This is a genomic window from Candidatus Poriferisocius sp. (assembly GCF_965204015.1).
GTDB lineage: Bacteria > Actinomycetota > Acidimicrobiia > Acidimicrobiales > Bin134 > Poriferisocius.
On sequence record NZ_OZ241965.1, the window covers coordinates 421,159 to 436,862 of the forward strand.

At 65.1% G+C, this 15,704-nt stretch carries 17 protein-coding genes; 6 read left to right on the forward strand and 11 right to left on the reverse strand.

Features of this window, described 5'->3' with window-relative positions; genetic code table 11:
• Position 1: 1 nt before the first annotated feature.
• The 8 genes from ACOGJC_RS01940 to ACOGJC_RS01975 all read right to left on the reverse strand — a co-directional run bounded on the left by ACOGJC_RS01940 (position 2) and on the right by ACOGJC_RS01975 (position 6,781).
• The gene (locus ACOGJC_RS01940) at positions 2 to 343 is read right to left on the reverse strand and encodes a non-heme iron oxygenase ferredoxin subunit (protein WP_419846830.1); all 342 of its coding nucleotides are present in this window, start codon (positions 341 to 343) and stop codon (positions 2 to 4) included.
• Positions 340 to 1,605 carry a Fe-S cluster assembly protein SufD gene (gene sufD, locus ACOGJC_RS01945; protein ID WP_419846831.1) on the reverse strand — a complete coding sequence of 422 codons (1,266 nt, stop codon included), beginning with the start codon at positions 1,603 to 1,605 and terminating at the stop codon, positions 340 to 342. The genes ACOGJC_RS01940 and sufD overlap by 4 nt, the downstream gene beginning before the upstream one ends.
• Positions 1,602 to 1,973 carry a hypothetical protein gene (locus ACOGJC_RS01950; protein WP_419846832.1) on the reverse strand — a complete coding sequence of 124 codons (372 nt, stop codon included), beginning with the start codon at positions 1,971 to 1,973 and terminating at the stop codon, positions 1,602 to 1,604. The genes sufD and ACOGJC_RS01950 overlap by 4 nt, the downstream gene beginning before the upstream one ends.
• Positions 1,973 to 3,376: a Fe-S cluster assembly protein SufB gene (gene sufB / locus ACOGJC_RS01955; protein ID WP_419846833.1), complete on the reverse strand. Its 1,404-nt coding sequence runs from the start codon at positions 3,374 to 3,376 to the stop codon at positions 1,973 to 1,975. The genes ACOGJC_RS01950 and sufB overlap by 1 nt, the downstream gene beginning before the upstream one ends.
• Before the next feature lie 52 nt (positions 3,377 to 3,428).
• On the reverse strand, positions 3,429 to 3,947 hold the full coding sequence (locus ACOGJC_RS01960; RefSeq protein ID WP_419846834.1) for a gamma carbonic anhydrase family protein: 519 nt from the start codon (positions 3,945 to 3,947) through the stop codon (positions 3,429 to 3,431).
• A 6-nt stretch (positions 3,948 to 3,953) separates the two neighbouring features.
• Positions 3,954 to 4,451, reverse strand: a complete 498-nt coding sequence (locus ACOGJC_RS01965) for a flavin reductase family protein (protein WP_419846835.1) — start codon at positions 4,449 to 4,451, stop codon at positions 3,954 to 3,956.
• A 99-nt stretch (positions 4,452 to 4,550) separates the two neighbouring features.
• Positions 4,551 to 5,609 (reverse strand): CapA family protein, encoded by a 1,059-nt coding sequence (locus ACOGJC_RS01970; RefSeq protein WP_419846836.1) that lies wholly within the window; start codon positions 5,607 to 5,609, stop codon positions 4,551 to 4,553.
• Positions 5,610 to 5,980: 371 nt separating this feature from the next.
• Entirely contained in the window at positions 5,981 to 6,781 is an 801-nt protein-coding gene (locus ACOGJC_RS01975) for a hypothetical protein (RefSeq protein ID WP_419846837.1), read from the reverse strand.
• 81 nt (positions 6,782 to 6,862) lie between these two features.
• On the opposite strand from ACOGJC_RS01975, the gene ACOGJC_RS01980 reads away from it, so the two are divergent.
• Both ACOGJC_RS01980 and ACOGJC_RS01985 read left to right on the forward strand, forming a co-directional pair.
• Entirely contained in the window at positions 6,863 to 7,351 is a 489-nt protein-coding gene (locus tag ACOGJC_RS01980; RefSeq protein WP_419846838.1) for a hypothetical protein, read from the forward strand.
• 29 nt (positions 7,352 to 7,380) lie between these two features.
• Positions 7,381 to 9,015 carry a fumarate hydratase gene (locus tag ACOGJC_RS01985; protein ID WP_419846839.1) on the forward strand — a complete coding sequence of 545 codons (1,635 nt, stop codon included), beginning with the start codon at positions 7,381 to 7,383 and terminating at the stop codon, positions 9,013 to 9,015.
• A 4-nt stretch (positions 9,016 to 9,019) separates the two neighbouring features.
• On the opposite strand, the gene ACOGJC_RS01990 is transcribed toward ACOGJC_RS01985, so the two are convergent.
• Positions 9,020 to 10,555: an AMP-binding protein gene (locus ACOGJC_RS01990; protein WP_419846840.1), complete on the reverse strand. Its 1,536-nt coding sequence runs from the start codon at positions 10,553 to 10,555 to the stop codon at positions 9,020 to 9,022.
• Positions 10,556 to 10,630: 75 nt separating this feature from the next.
• On the opposite strand from ACOGJC_RS01990, the gene ACOGJC_RS01995 reads away from it, so the two are divergent.
• A complete protein-coding gene (locus ACOGJC_RS01995; protein ID WP_419846841.1) occupies positions 10,631 to 12,013 on the forward strand; it encodes a sortase in 1,383 nt (460 codons plus the stop codon).
• Positions 12,014 to 12,028: 15 nt separating this feature from the next.
• Entirely contained in the window at positions 12,029 to 12,607 is a 579-nt protein-coding gene (locus ACOGJC_RS02000) for a hypothetical protein (protein ID WP_419846842.1), read from the forward strand.
• Between the two features lie 27 nt (positions 12,608 to 12,634).
• On the opposite strand, the gene ACOGJC_RS02005 is transcribed toward ACOGJC_RS02000, so the two are convergent.
• The gene (locus ACOGJC_RS02005; RefSeq protein WP_419846843.1) at positions 12,635 to 13,792 is read right to left on the reverse strand and encodes an MGH1-like glycoside hydrolase domain-containing protein; all 1,158 of its coding nucleotides are present in this window, start codon (positions 13,790 to 13,792) and stop codon (positions 12,635 to 12,637) included.
• Between the two features lie 46 nt (positions 13,793 to 13,838).
• On the opposite strand from ACOGJC_RS02005, the gene ACOGJC_RS02010 reads away from it, so the two are divergent.
• Entirely contained in the window at positions 13,839 to 14,867 is a 1,029-nt protein-coding gene (locus ACOGJC_RS02010) for a glycosyltransferase family 4 protein (RefSeq protein ID WP_419846844.1), read from the forward strand.
• Complete coding sequence (locus ACOGJC_RS02015; RefSeq protein ID WP_419846845.1) at positions 14,864 to 15,112, forward strand: hypothetical protein; 249 nt, start codon at positions 14,864 to 14,866, stop codon at positions 15,110 to 15,112. Before ACOGJC_RS02010 ends, ACOGJC_RS02015 begins: the two co-directional genes overlap by 4 nt.
• On the opposite strand, the gene ACOGJC_RS02020 is transcribed toward ACOGJC_RS02015, so the two are convergent.
• Positions 15,109 to 15,597 (reverse strand): NUDIX domain-containing protein, encoded by a 489-nt coding sequence (locus ACOGJC_RS02020; protein ID WP_419846846.1) that lies wholly within the window; start codon positions 15,595 to 15,597, stop codon positions 15,109 to 15,111. The genes ACOGJC_RS02015 and ACOGJC_RS02020 overlap by 4 nt on opposite strands.
• Positions 15,598 to 15,704 lie beyond the last annotated feature (107 nt).

The window sequence follows — 15,704 nt, forward strand, 5'->3', positions numbered from 1 at the left end:
CTCACTCATCGTGACCGACCTCTAGCCAGATCTGGCCGTCTTCCACGCCAACGTCATAGACGGGCACCGGGCGAATTGCCGGCAAGGTCTCAGCTTCCCCAGTAGACAGGTTGAACAGGCTGCCGTGCTTCCAGCACTCGATGGTGCCCTCCTCAGCGTCTACTTCCCCTTCCGCCAGGGAGTAGTCGTCATGGCTGCAAGTGTCGCCCAGCGCGTAAAGGTCATCACCCACGCGGATGACCGCGATCCGGTGGACCAATCCGCCAACTTCAACGTCGAACCGCCGGGCCTCGCTGTCGCCCAACTCGCCATCCGGGCACAGCACCACTCGCTCTGAGCTCATGCCGAGTCCCCACCCCTTGCATGATGGTGACTCAGCCCCGCGATCTTGGCCTGAAGCCGCTCACGCACCGCCGGCACCGCTTCGGGAACAGGGAATCGATCCAGAACTTCATCGAAGAACCCGGTCACGATGAGCCGCTCGGCGGTCTCGGTGGGCACCCCCCGGCTCTCCAGGTAGAACAGCTGGTCGCTATCGATGGGGCCCACCGCAGATGCATGGCTGCAGTGGACCTCGTTGTTCTCGATCTCCAGGTTGGGCACCGACTCGGCCCAGGCATCTTCCGACAGCTTGATATTGCGGTTGGTCTGGTATGCGTTGGTACCCCGGGCGTCGGGTCGCACCCTGATCAGCCCGGTGTACACCGACCGGGAGGCGTCGTCTACCGCCCCCTTGAACAGCAGGCTGCTGGTGGTGTCGGGAGCGGCATGGTCCTGAAACGTGCGGAAGTCCAGCGTCTGCTCGCCATCGCCGAAGTACAGCGAAATCAGATCACCGGTGGCCCCCCGGCCCGACAGGTGGGTGTCCAACCGCATCCGGGCGTATTCCCCTCCCAGCGCGGCGGTCGACGCCCTCAAATGGGCTTGTGCGCCGACATGGCTGACCTGTGAGCCGATGTGCCACACCTTGGGCCCGAGGTCTTGTACGGCCAGGTAGCCGACCCTCGCCGCGGCGGCCGCCCTGACCTCGATTACCGGGCCCACGAAAGCAGACACGTCGGCCGAGCCGTAAAGCTCCAACACCTCAACCGAGGAGTCAGCCCCGGCGTCAACGATCAGCCGGGGAAACACTGCCCCATCATCGGCGTCGAGCCAATGCCGCACCACGATGGGCCCCTCCACATTCACTCCCGGGGGCACCTGCACTAGCAGCGGCTCAGCGCAGAACGCGGCATTCATGAGAGCGAACAGGTCGACATCCACAGAGGCGGCCAACTCGGCGTCGCCGTCGCCCAGCGGACGGACCAGTACCCCCTGGCCTGCGACCTCTGGAGTAAGTGCTGCACCGCAAAACCGGCCGTTGCTCGTGTCGGCAATCGCGCCCTGCTCGGGAACAGAAGCCGGCGACTGGGCGCCGGGATCGGTCGCCAGTTGATAACGGCCCAAGTCCAATTGCCCGATAGGGGTATACCGCCACACCTCTTCTTCCACCGAGGGCATCGGCGCAGCAGCCACTTGCTCGGCGGCAGCCACTCGACGGCGGGCCAGCCAATCGGGGCCGGGTATGGCACCGGCCGCCTCGGGGGTGAATTGGGTTTCGTTCACGAACGCCGACGACGCTTCCGCCGCTTTGCCTTTCCGCCGCCGCCCGCTCTCAGCCGCCGCCGAGACTTCTCCTTCTCCAGTTCGGCCAGTACCCGGGGACCGGCCTCGTTCACGATGTCTTCGGCGGCGTCCAGCAGGGCGCCGATACTGTCGTCGCTTCCCACGCTGGACGGCGCCTCGGGAGTGGGCGGTGTGACCAAGGTGCCATGAGACCAGTTCACGTCCACCAGCCGCCGCTCATAGGCGGAGCAGTCGTCGGGACAACGCCACGGGGCCTCTGGGGCCAGGTCCAAATCGCACTTCCGCACGGTCTCCCCATTGGGGTACGACCGGCTCTCGAAGTACTTGCAATCCTGCCGCATGGGCATCAGCCGACAGATCCCTCCATCTGCAACTCGATAAGCCGGCTCCACTCCACGGCGTACTCCATCGGCAGGGTGCGGGTGATGGGCTCGATAAAGCCGTTGACGATCATGCCCATGGCCTGTTCCTGGGTCAGCCCCCGGCTCATCAAATAGAACAGCTGCTCGTCGGCCACCTTGGACACAGTGGCCTCGTGGCCGATCTCGGCGTCCCGGGCGCCCACCTCCATGTAGGGATAGGTGTCGGACACGCTGTCCTCGTCCAAGATCAACGCGTCGCACTGCACGTGGCTGCGGCAGCCGTAGGCATCGTCCTCCACCCGGACCAGTCCTCGATAGCTGGTGCGACCGCCGCCGTTGGAAATCGATTTGGACACAATCTTGGAGGTGGTCTCGGGGGCGGCGTGGGTCATCTTGGCCCCGGCATCTTGATGCTGATCAGGGCCGGCATAAGCCACCGATAGGACCTCGCCTGAGGCCTTGGGGCCGACCATCACCACCGCGGGGTATTTCATGGTCAGTCGGGAGCCGATATTGCCGTCGATCCACTCCATGTGGCCCTCGGCCTCGACCTTGGCCCGCTTGGTGACCAGGTTGTACACGTTGTTGGACCAGTTCTGGATTGTGGTGTAGGTGACCCGGGCCGACTTCTTTACCAGGATCTCCACCACCGCGGAGTGCAGCGAATCACTGGTGTACACCGGGGCTGAACATCCCTCGATGTAGTGAACCTGCGAACCCTCGTCGGCGATGATAAGTGTCCGCTCGAACTGGCCCATGTTCTCGGCATTGATCCGGAAGTAGGCCTGGAGCGGCATCTCCACCGTCACACCGGGCGGCACATAAATGAAGCTGCCTCCCGACCACACCGCGGAGTTGAGGGAGGCGAACTTGTTATCGCCCGGCGGGATGATGGTGCCGAAGTGCTCCTTGACCAGGTCGGGATACTCCTTGAGGGCAGTGTCCATGTCGCAGAACAGCACTCCTTGGCGCTCCAAGTCCTCCCGGTTGCGGTGGTACACCACTTCGGACTCGTATTGGGCGGTCACCCCGGCCAGGTACTTGCGCTCGGCCTCGGGAATGCCCAGCTTCTCGTAGGTGTCCTTGATCGAGTCCGGCACCGCTTCCCAGTCGTCGGCCAGACCCTCGGTGGGCTTGATGTAGTAGTAGATGTTGTCGAAGTCGATGCCCGACATGTCGCCGCCCCACGAGGGCATGGGCCGCTTCTCAAATCGGGAAAGCGACTTCAAGCGGAAGTTCCGCATCCACTCGGGCTCGCTCTTCATCCACGACATCTCCTGCACGATGTCGGTGTTGAGCCCTCTCTTGGGCTTGAAGACGTAATCTTCCTCGTCGCTCCAGCCGAGCTTGTATCGGCCGAGATCAAGGGCGAGGGCTTCCGACGACATATCCAAATCCTAGCGATGGGCGTGACGTGGCTGACCTGAATACTACCGGCGATCAGCCCAATAAGCGCATCTCTGCCCGATATCGGTAGCAGCGGTCCACGTAGCCCTGGGCGTCCTCCCGGTTTTGCCCTTCGGACATGTGACCCTCCCGGATCTTGGCCGGCACGCCGATGGCCAAAGCCAGCGGTGGAATCTTCATATGATTGGTAACCACCGCGCTAGCGCCTACCAACGCCCCTCGGCCCACCACCGCTTCATGCAGCACAACGGATGCCACGCCGATCAGCGCTTCGTCCTCGACGGTGCAACCCTCCAAATGGGCCAGATGCCCGACGGTCACGTCGTCGCCCACCACCGTGGGCAGTTCGTCGGTGTTGTGAATGACGGCATTGTCCTGAATCGAGGTGCGGGCCCCGATGGTGATTCCGGCCCCGTCACCCCGGAGGACCGTTCCGGGCCAAATGGTCGACTCGGCTCCCACGCTCACCTTGCCGATGATCACCGCCTGCGGATGAACGAACGCCTCAGGGTGGATGTCGGGTTCGATGTCCCCCAATGCGTACAGCGGCACAGCTGATCAGCCCAGCGGGTCGAAGGCGCCGTATTTTCCGGCCAAGAACACCAGAGGCCCCACATCGTCTCGCTGGACTCCCAGGTCCAACACCCGGCCCAGGACGATCCAGTGGTCTCCACCTTCCACCACCTGGTCGATCTCGCAGTCGATCCAGGCCAGGGAGGTCTCGAAGATGGGAGCACCGGTGACCTTTGTCGACCACTCCAGACCGGCGAACTTGTCCTCCGCTTTGGAAGCGAACAAATTGGACATGTCCACTTGGTCCTCCGCCAGAATATTCACCCCGAATTGGCCCGCGGCCTCGATGGCCGGCCAGCTGGTGGACGACTTGCCCGGCATGAACATAACCAGCGGCGGGTCGAGCGACACCGAGCCGAATGAGCCAATAGCCAGCCCGGCGGGTCCGTCGGGTCCTGAGGCAGTGACCACAGTCACCCCGGTGGGGAACTGTCCGAGCACTTGGCGGAAAAAGGCCGAGTCGAACGGCGGGCTGTCAGACACTTGGACTCCTCGGGCAGGGGCTGACTTATCCCCTGACAGCAGGCAGGATAGTGCCTGCCTTCCTACAACCCCGCGTTGGGCACCTCCATCCGCCTCCGCCTAAGGCTGCCCTGCGACCTCCACGTCCACGCCGTAGCTGCGGAGCGTGGTCGTGGTCCGGGCCAACGACTGCTCGAGTTGTCTGGTGAGCTCAGGGAAAGAATCGGCGGTCAGTGCGGCCCCCACGTCGACGATGGTGAAGGTTCGCCGATCCACCCAGGTCGGTACGGCGCTGATCGCGGCCACTTCGAAGTCGCCAGAATCGCCTTCCACCAAATCAACCTGCACGATGACTCCGTCGGTGCTTTCCGGCGGACACGACCGGCATGACTGGGGTGACTGGTTGGACAGGAAGTTCCCGAGCCCATAGATCACGAAGTTGCCGCCGAGTCGCTCCACTGGCTGAATCACATGGGCGTGTGTACCGACAATGAGGTTAATCTCGTCTCCCGCGAGGAGCTCCTTGGCTAACGCCCGCTGCTGTTCGGTGGGCTGCACTCGGTATTCCGCGCCCCAATGGATGCTCAGCACCACGAATTCGGCCCCGACCTCGATGGCTGACCGGGCCTCAGTCAGGATGCCCTCAACAGAATTGATGTTCACAGCCCAAGGCTGGTCGTCGGGGAGGATTAACCCATTGAGTCCGTAGGTGTAAGACAAGTGGCCGATAGTTATGCCATTCACCTGATACAGCCGCGGGACGGCAGCTTCCCACTGGGTGCGGGCCATGCCAGCATGCCCCAGCCCTGCCTGGTCAAACAGATCGAGGGTGGCCTCAATGCCTGCGACACCCTGGTCGAGCGAGTGGTTCGACGCAGTCGAGCAGCCGTCGTAACCCACGTTGGCAATGGCAACGGCCAAGTCTCCTGGGGCATTGAACAACGGGTAACCAGAAAGGGCGCTGTTGTCGGGCGACAGCGGGGTCTCTAGGTGGCAGATCGCCAAATCGGCATCGCTCACAGCCTCCCGCACCAACTCGAACATCGGGCGATAGTCGTAGGCAAGCCCATCGGTGCCGTTGGCCTCCGCCTGACGGAATACCGGACCGTGCGACAACAAATCTCCAGTGAAGGCCAACCGGGCCTGTCGGGGTGCTGGAACCGAGGCGGGAGTAGGCAATGGGGTTGGCGTAGGAGCAGGCTTCGCTGGAGTGGGAGCCGCATCTGGCGTCGAGACGAGCTCGGGCAAGGGCGTGGTCTCAGGTGCGGGCGTGGTCTCAGGCAAGAGCGCTGACTCTGGAGTTGGTATAGGAGAAGGGGCCGTTGCAGAACTCGGGTCCGTGGAGAGAGTAGGGGTGGCAGAAGAGGCAGAAACCGGCACCTCAATCTCGTTCTCAATCTCGGCCGAATCCCAGGATTGCGTTGGAGTTGCGGGAGAGGCGTCGGGCTCTTGGCCCCCACATCCGCTTAACCAGACAACGATGCCGACAGATATAGCCAGCACAGCCGTCTTTGATCGGCGCGCCAGCAGGGAGAGCAGATGTTGGCCGGTCAAATGGCTGCGCAGAACAGCTCTGGGGTCACCGGGCAGTCGGTACTGGAAACCGCCTCGGCCACTGAGACCAGTCCGTCGGGACCGGCGACTCGGTCCACCAAGGTGAGTGGGACAACCTCTTCGTCAGCCTCCCACGCCTCCACCATTCCCAATGCTCTCTCGACCAGCGAGTCCCACATCGGACCCGGCAAAACCGTCCCCTTGCCGGCCACCAGCCAAACCGGGACCTCGGCGGCTTGGGCCACCGCCGCCGCGGCCCGAGACCCGGAGACCGCCAAGAATCCGTCAGGGCCAACCGCGGCTGACTCCAAGAGCACCAGGTCTGCTGATGCCGCAGCCGCTCCGAGCCCGCTCTCAGGCACCTCGTCTACCCAGCCATCCTGCTCCGACAGCCGGCGCGCCAAGTGGTACCCCTCCCCCACAACATCGACGACCAATACCCGAAGATCACCCCGCCGCCGAAGCGTGCCGCCGACCAGATCGGGCCAGCCAAGCACGCACACTGCGGCCTCGACAGGCAGTTGGCGCGACAGCAGGCGGGCGGTTTTGTCCTCGGCCATCGCCTCCATGCATGCTCGGACCTCCGAGCGGGGGTCGGCTGCGGTGAGAACCCGAGAGGCCAGCCACAGGAGCGGACCAGAGGATGGCTGGCGGGCAATCATGCGGCGGCAGGTGGTGACCAGCCCGGCGGGGTCGTGGCCGAAACTCAACAGTGCTCCAGCCGTCTCCCGCACCAACGATTCCTGGCCCACCCCGGAAGACCGGGCCACGTAGCGCAGGTGCTCGATCGGATGCACCGTTCAAGCGTAGGCGACCGCGATCTGATCATCAGCCCCGACATGAGGTTGTGCCACCGCCCTGGGGTAACTTCGAATGCGATGTCCACCACGCTTGACGCCGAAGTGACTCTGACTCCGCTGACCGGCGACCCCCGCCCTCTTGGCGATTGGGTCACTGTCTTTCATCTGGTCGTTGTTGTTCTCGACCCGTACACCTACGAGAGCTCCTGGATGATCGACACTGCCGGCCGCGTTCTGCGCAACTTCGTCGGCGCGGACTGCCGGGTGGCGTTCTTGGTCACCGCATCGCCCGACGAAGCCGAGGAGTTCCTCGGTCCTTGGACCAAAGAGATCCTCACCTTCGCCGACGAGGACCGCTCAGTGGTGCGAGCTTTGGGACTGGAGTCGCTCCCCGCCATTGTCCATCTCGACCACCAGCTCAACCTGCGGGCCTCGGCCCAGGGCTGGAATCCGCCTGACTGGAGAGATTTTGCCTCCCAGCTCAGCGCGGCAATGAGTTGGCATCCCCCGGTGATCCCCGACGCGGGCGACCCATCGCCCTTCGCGGGAACCCCGGCGTTAGGCTGAGCAGAACTCCCGCGGAATGAACCGAGCGCATGGCCGAATTCGCCTACTCCGAACTGCTCCCCAAAGGGCCTGACACCACCACCCAATACCGCCTGTTGACCACGGACTACGTCTCCCCTGTCGCGCTGGGCGCTCGCCAGTTCCTCCAAGTCGACCCCGAAGGCATCCGCCTGCTCACCAGCGAGGCCATGAGGGACATTGCCCACCTCCTTCGACCGGGGCACCTAGCCCAGCTGGCCGCCATCCTGGAAGACTCCGAGGCCTCGCCCAACGACCGATTTGTGGCCACCGAGCTGCTTCGCAACGCCAATATCGCGGCCGGCGGGGTGCTGCCCGGTTGCCAGGACACCGGGACGGCCGTGGTGATGGGCCACAAGGGCGAGCGGGTGCTCACCGATGCCGACGATGAGCGGGCCATTGCCCGAGGAGTGTTCGACACCTTCCAGACCTCGAATCTTCGGTACTCGCAACTGGCTCCGCTGTCCATGTTCGAGGAGCGCAATACCGGCAACAACTTGCCCGCCCAGATCGAGATCTATGCGGTGCCGGGTGACGCTTACTCATTCCTGTTCATGGCCAAGGGCGGCGGCTCGGCCAACAAGTCGTACCTGTTCCAGGAGTCCAGGGCGCTGCTCAACCCGGACACCCTCACCCGCTTTATGGACGAGAAGCTCCGCACCCTGGGCACCGCGGCCTGTCCGCCCTACCACTTGGCCGTGGTCATCGGCGGCACCTCGGCCGAGTACACCCTGAAGGTGGCCAAATACGCCTCGGCCCGCTATCTCGACACGCTGCCCACCGAAGGATCGGATACCGGCCACGCCTACCGGGACCTGGAGTGGGAAGACCGCATCCTGGAGCTGACCCGGCACTTCGGGATTGGGGCCCAATTCGGCGGCAAGTACTTCTGCCACGACGTGCGGGTAATTCGGCTGCCCCGCCACGGGGCTTCCTGTCCGGTCGGAGTGGCTGTGTCGTGTTCAGCCGACCGCCAGGCCCTGGGCAAGATCACTTCAGAGGGGATCTTCCTAGAGCAGTTGGAGACCGACCCGGCCCGCTTCCTACCCGAGATCACCGAAGACGAGCTGAGCGGCCAAGTGGTGCGCATCGACTTAGACCAGCCCATGGACGACATCCGGGCCGAGCTGACGAAGTATCCGGTCAAGACGAGGCTGTCGCTCACCGGCACCCTGGTGGTGGGCCGCGACCTGGCCCACGCCAAGATCAAGGAGCGGCTGGATGCCGGGGAGTCCATGCCCGCGTATCTGCGCGACCACCCGGTGTACTACGCCGGTCCGGCCAAGACCCCCGAGGGCTACGCCTCCGGGTCGTTCGGCCCCACCACCGCCGGGCGCATGGACGCCTACGTGGACCAGTTCCAAGCGGCCGGGGGCAGCCTGGTGATGCTGGCCAAGGGCAACCGGTCGCGCCAGGTGGTCGACGCCTGCGCCCGCCACGGCGGGTTCTACCTGGGATCGATCGGCGGCCCCGCCGCCCGCCTGGCCAAGGACTCCATCCGCAAGGTGGAGGTGCTGGAGTACCCCGAACTGGGCATGGAAGCGGTGTACCGCATTGAAGTAGAGGAGTTCCCCGCCTTCATCGTGACCGACGACAAAGGAAACGACTTCTTCACCGAGGTGTCCACCCCGGTGTCCATCAGCTAGCGAGCTAGTTGATCCTCCGGTCGTGGCCAGACCAGTAAGGCTCGCGGAGGCGGTATTTCTGGAGCTTGCCGGTCGCGGTGCGAGCCAGTTCGTCGCGGAACTCCACCGAGGTGGGGCACTTGTAGTGGGCCAAGCGGCTGCGGCAGTGCTGAATCATCTCGTCCTCGGACGCCGACGCCCCCGGCGCCAGCACCACCAGGGCTTTCACCGTCTCGCCCCACTTTTCGTCGGGCACCCCGATGACGGCCACCTCAGCTACCGCTTCGTGGGCGAACAGGGCGTCCTCCACCTCGATGGACGAAACGTTCTCGCCACCGGAGATGATCACGTCCTTCTTGCGGTCCGACAGCGAGAGGTAGCCCTCGTCGTCGATGTGGCCGCCGTCGCCGGTGTGAAACCAGCCCCCGGCTAAAGCCTCGGCCGAGGCGTCGGGCTGCTCCCAGTACCCCTCCAGCACATGGTTCCCCCGGGCCAGTACTTCGCCGCTTTCGTCCACGGCCAGCGAGATGCCCAACGCGGGCACGCCCTGTCGGGACAACTTGGAGGCCCGCTCGGCTGGACTCAGGTGGTCCCATTCGGCCCGTCGGCGGTTGATGGTCAGGTAAGGAGCGGTCTCGGTCAGGCCGTAGAGCTGCATGAACTCCCAGCCCAGCTCAGTTTCCATCCGCTCGATGGTGCGGGTGGGCGGAGGGGCGCCAGCCACCGTCATGCGCACTCGCCCCGAGCCGGGAATGTCCCCTTCCCAATTCTGAGCTGCATCCAGAACCGCGGCCACCACTGCGGGGGCCCCGCACATGTACGTCACCCCGTGGCGCTCCACCCGCCGCAGGATCTCCGTACCGTCCACCTTGCGCAGCACGATGTGGCGGGCCCCGGCCCCGCTGACGGCATAGGGCATGCCCCACCCGTTGCAGTGGAACATGGGCAGAGTATGGAGATACACGTCCCGGTCGCTCACCCCGGCGGCCCAGCCGAAGGTCGCGGCATTGAGCCACAGCGAGCGGTGGGTCATCTGCACGCCCTTGGGGCGGGCTGTGGTACCCGACGTGTAGTTGATGGTGGCGGTGGCGTCCTCATCGGGAGTCCACGGCTCGGGCTCGACGTCGAACCGGTACAGGGCCTCGTCAGACTCCGCGCCCAGCACATAGCGGTGGGGGCAGTCGACATCGGCCAGCGTGTCGGCCAGCTCCGGGTCGAACAGCAGCATCGACGCTCCGCAGTGCTCCACGATGTAGCTGATCTCCTCCCGGTTGAGCCGGAAGTTGATGGGCACGCATACCCGGCCATTCCCGCTCACCCCGAACAGCGAGACCATCAGTCGGGCGGCGTTGTGGGAGACGATGGCCACCCGCTCGCCGAAACCGATGCCGTGCTCGTCCAACGATGCGGCCTGAGCTCGGGCTAATTCGGCCATTCGGGTATAGGTCAGCTCTCCCCAACTCTCAGCCGGCTGATCCGGCTCATCGACGATTCCCACCCGGTCGCCGTACACCGTCGCGGCCCGGGCCAGGAAATCTCCCACACACAGAGCAACCTTCATGCCCCCACCGTATCCACCCCACTGCTCTCAACGCCTGCTGTGGGTTCGCCGCAGTCCACTCATACAATCTCGGTTGTGACGGTTGCACGGGTCCTCGGGACATTGGGCAAGACGGTCATCTCCATTGGCCTCATCATCCTGCTGTTCGGGATCTTCCAGCTATGGGGGACCGGCGTCATCGAGGCTCGGGCCCAGCAGGATCTAGAAGGCCAGTTCTCCGATTTGCTCGAGGCTTCCGAATCCCTGAGCCCTCCGGCCCCCGATCCGGTGGTGACCCCCACCCCCGAACCAACCCTTCAGCCCACGCCCGACCCCACCCCCACAACAGAGCCCGCCGAAGAGACCCTTGCCGTGGAGGAACCCGACCCGGTACCGACAACACCGAGCCCGACCCCGACTGCCTCTCCCCAACCCACCGCCACTCCTGAGCCCACTCCTGAGCCCACCCCTGATCCTGAGTGGCTGGAACTGCTCTACCCCGACTGGGGATCGCCCATCGCCCGGATCCACATCCCCACGCTCGGGGTGTCCAAGACCGTGGTTGAGGGGGTCCGGGTTAGCGACCTCCGCAAAGCCCCCGGCCACTACCCCAATACCGTCATGCCCGGACAGGCAGGAAACGCGGCTATCGCCGGGCACCGCACCACCTACGGGGCGCCCTTCGGAGAAATCGACGAGCTGGTTCCCGGCAACCAGATCTTCGTCGAGACCATCCAAGGGAGATTCGTCTACCAAGTGGTGGCCCAAGGAGACGGCCACGGGCACCTCATCGTGCCGCCCAGTGCGGTTGAGGTGCTCGACCAGGACTTCAGCGAGCACCCCAATCGGCTCACCCTCACCGCCTGCCATCCCAAGGGCTCGGCCCGACAGCGCATCATCGTGGTGGCCGAGCTGGTGGGCGAGCCCGTTCCCTCCTATCGCCAACTCGGCGAGGAGGGACAAGCAGATGTGCAGCTGGCCGATGAGAACGTGAACGAGACGGCCGACCCTACTGAGACGGTCACGGCCACCCCGACGACAACGACCGCCCCCGACACAGCAGCGACCCCGACGACAACGACCGCCCCCGACGCTACGGCGACGCCGACGCCAACGGCTGGTCCAACCGAAGAGGCGCCCGCGGGAACCCCGACTCCGGAGGCTCCTGAAGAAGCCCCCGAGCAGGCACCGGTAGCCGCCGCTGAAGACCAACCGCCTACCGAGCCGCAAAGCCCCGTCCCCGCGGAGCGGGCACCCGCCGCGACAACCGATTCCTTCGGCGAGGGCCTCGACGGCGACGCCGACGCATGGCCGCCGGCCATATTGTGGAGTTTGGCCGCTTTGGCCATCTGGTTCTTCGCCCTGTTCGCGGGCCGCCGATGGAAGAAGCTGCCGGCCTACGCTCTGTCGGCTCTACCCTTCCTGGTCGTGATGTTCATGGCGTTCTGGCACATCGACAGAATCCTCCCCTCGTACTGATTGATGAACTGATTGATGAACCGCAAGACGCTGGGAGTCAGCCGCATCTTGACAGCCGTGGCACTGGTGCTGGCACTGGCTGCTGCCGGCTGCGCCGACGAAGAGTCCGAGGAGTCCCGACTCGACGAGGTGTTCGTCGAGCCCACGGCCGAGCCCGACCTGCTGCCCACCGAAGAAGATCTGCGGGACCGGTTCGAGGGACTCGTCACCGAGCCCTACGACCTTTTGGTGGGGACCTGCTTCAACCAGTACCGGTATCTGGACCGCAACGATCTGCCTGCGCAGCTGACCACTGCCATCGGCTGCACCCGCCCTCACAACGCCCAGGTGTATGCCATCGTGATCCACGACGCCCCGGCCGGTGCCCCCTATCCCGGAGAAAAGGCAGTCAACGATTGGGGACTAATGCAGTGCTATGAGCGGTTTGAGCCGTTTGTGGGTCTGGTCTACGAACTGTCAGAGCTCGACATCGGCATGATCACCCCCAGCCGAACCGACTGGGAGGGCGAGAACTACCGCCGCCGAATCTCCTGCTATGTGTTCGACCGCAATCGGTGGCTCCTGAAGACCGACGTGGAGGGCATCGGCCTCTGAGCTGTAGGTCTGAGCTGCTGGCGCGCCTCAAGCCATCAGCGCGGCCAACGCCGACCACGACTGCGGCACGGCCCCACCCCCGGTGCCGTCGTCGGGATCCCAGTACTCGGCAAACCCGCTCCGCATCGCTCCCCTCACTGTGGTTGAAGCCACCGCCTCAGCGGCTTCATTCCGGCCGTGTCGGCGCAATCCCACCCACATCAGGTAGCTGAGCTGGGGCCATGCCGGGCCTCGCCAATAGGTGCGGGGATCGAAGCCGGGCTCCTCGCGGTGAACGCCCGCCGGCCCGCAGCGTCCGCCGTAGGCCGAGGGATCGACCAGGTCGGCAGCCACGGAGTCGATCCGGTCGGGCTCGGCCGCAACCAGCATCGGCAGCAGGCCGTCCAACGTGCGCACCCGGCCCGACCCCTTCTCCGATGGGCCGGCATCGGCCCAGGTCCGACGAGACTCGTCCCATCGGGCGGCTAGATACCCAGCCAGCTCGTCGGCCCGGTCGGTCACCTCCGACCGCCCGGCCACTGCGGCCAGCTCCCAGGCGTTGAACACCACCAATGCGTTGAACCCCGCCGATGCGGATTCGAACGCCGGATTGGCCACCGGAGAGCCCGCCGGACTGCGCTCGATCGACATCACCAGCTGGTTTTTGATCGGCCGCCAAGCTTCCAAGGAAAATCCGCCGGGACAGAAGTCATCCCAGCGGGGGCTGTCGTCGGCGCCGCTCTCCCACGGATGGCACAACGACACCAGCCCGCTCGGATGGCGATGGCGGTCGAACAGCAGAAACCTCAGGCCGCGCTCGGCCTTGGCCAACGTCTCCTCGTCGACGTCTGCCCCCCGCCGCACCAACTCCGCTATGGCATGCCCGTACATGGGGGGCTGGGTGATTGACGACGCCTCATCTCGACCCCACAGATCGGCGGCCACACCGGGATGGCGCACATAGTTCATGTGGGGAACGAACCCGTCGACGGCCTGGACCGACAACGCAGTCTGGAGCTCGGTCAGCCCGCGGTCGTCGCCCAGCTCAGCCCAGCACAACGCGTGAAAGCAGGAGTCCCACAGCCACTGCCAGGGGTAGGTCGCAGGATTCGGTACGGCGTAGCCCTCGGGAACCCAATGGGCTTCCAGTACCGCCCGAGCCGCGTTCCGCACCGCTGAGCGGTCGAATCCCTCGGGCTCGTCCATATCTCCAGAGTCTCACGATTGGACGCGATCTGGTTACCTCGTAGGCATGGTCCGGGCCGCAATCGTCTCATTTCGACTGGGGCTGAGCGATGGCGTGTCTGTGGTCGCCCGCCTCTGGCAGAAGATGCTGGCCGACATCGGCTTCGACATGGTGACGGTGGCCGGGGAAGGTCCGGTAGACCGGCTGGTCCCCGGCCTCGGCATCGACCAGCTCGACGGTCCCGACCCCGACGGGTTTGCCGCCGCGGTGTCTGATGCCGACTTGGTGGTGGTGGAGAACCTCTGCACCATCCCACTGAATCTCCCAGCTGCCCGGACAGTGGCCCGCGCCCTGGCCGGGCGCCCCGCCATCCTCCACCACCACGATCCCCCGTGGCAGCGGGAGCGGTTCGCCGCGGTGACCGAGCTGCCCCCCGACGACCCCTCCTGGCGCCATGTGGTCATCAACCGATTCACCGCCGAGCAGTTCTCCCGGCGGGGCATCGAAACCACGGTGATCTACAACGGATTCGACACCACCAGCCCCGAGGGCGACCGGGCCGCGATGCGGGCCAAGCTGGAAGTGGATGACGAGACGCTGCTCGTGGCCCACCCGGTGCGGGCCATCCCCCGCAAGAACATCCCCGGGGCCATTGCCATCGCCGAGGCGCTGGGCGGCACCTATTGGCTGATGGGACAAGCCGAGGAGGGATACGACGCCACCCTGGAGCGACTTCTGGCCGATGCCCGCTGTCCGGTCATCCATCGGCCGGTAGCCCGCACTCCCGACATCTACGCCGCCGCCGATCTGGTGGTGTTCCCGTCAATCTGGGAGGGATTCGGCAATCCGCCGGTGGAGGCAGCCAACTGGCGTCGTCCCTGCGTGGTAGGTGACTACCCGGTGGCCCACGAGCTGGCCGAGTTCGGATTCCAGTGGTTCACCTCCGACGGCCTCGATGAGATCCAGGCATTTCTGAACTGCCCCGACTCCGACCTGTTGGACCAGAATCAAGCCATCGCCCAGCAGCACTTCTCCTTGGAACGAGTCCGAACAGACCTGGTCGCGCTGTTGGATGACGCCGGATGGCTACCATGAGCACCGACGACCTGGCCGCCCGCCGACGGCTCATCGCCCGGCTGACCACAACCGGCCAGCGGCTGGGCTACCTGCTCTATCTGGCCGCCGCCGCCCTGTTCTTCATCGGCTTCGCCACCAGCTTCCGCAGCTCCCTGGTCACCGCCATCATTGCCTGCCTCCTCGTCGGCTCCCTCGTCCTCGCCCCCGCCATCATCTTCTCCTACGCAGTCCGCGCCGCCGACCGAGAAGAGCCCTTGGCTTAAGGGCTTATGTCAATCGGCTCAACCGGCAGCCGCCCCGCAACCACTGCGGGCAAGAACTCCCGCAACCTCTCCGGCAGCATCTTCTCCTCTGAGGCCAGCACCTCTTCCAAACTCCACCAGCGGGCCTCCTCAAACGCCGCCGCCTCCAATGCTTCGAGGTGCTGGGGGTTCCACTCACCCCCATCAGGGCACCAAGCCACATGGATGCGCTCGTTGGAATCGAAGTGGATGCCGGCAAAGTCGAACTCCACATGCTGGGTCCAGATGCAGGGGCCGACCTCCACATCGGTAAATCCGGCCTCCTCCCAAAGCTCTCGACGGGCGCCGGCAGCCGAGTCCTCCCCCGGACCCAGCCCTCCTCCGGGTATCTCCCACCACGGATCTTTGCGCGGATCAATGGGGTCGCTGGCCCGCATCAAGAAGACGCGCCCTTGGCGGTCCAACAGCACCACTCGGGCTGCCGGTCGGCGCAAGGTCCAAGCCATGGGCGCCGACCATACCCCCCTTAGCAGCCCACACCGCAGCGCGGCCGATTCTCCTCTTGGATAGATCATCGACGGCGAGCGCCGGTACAGTCCCGCTCGAAGAGCCA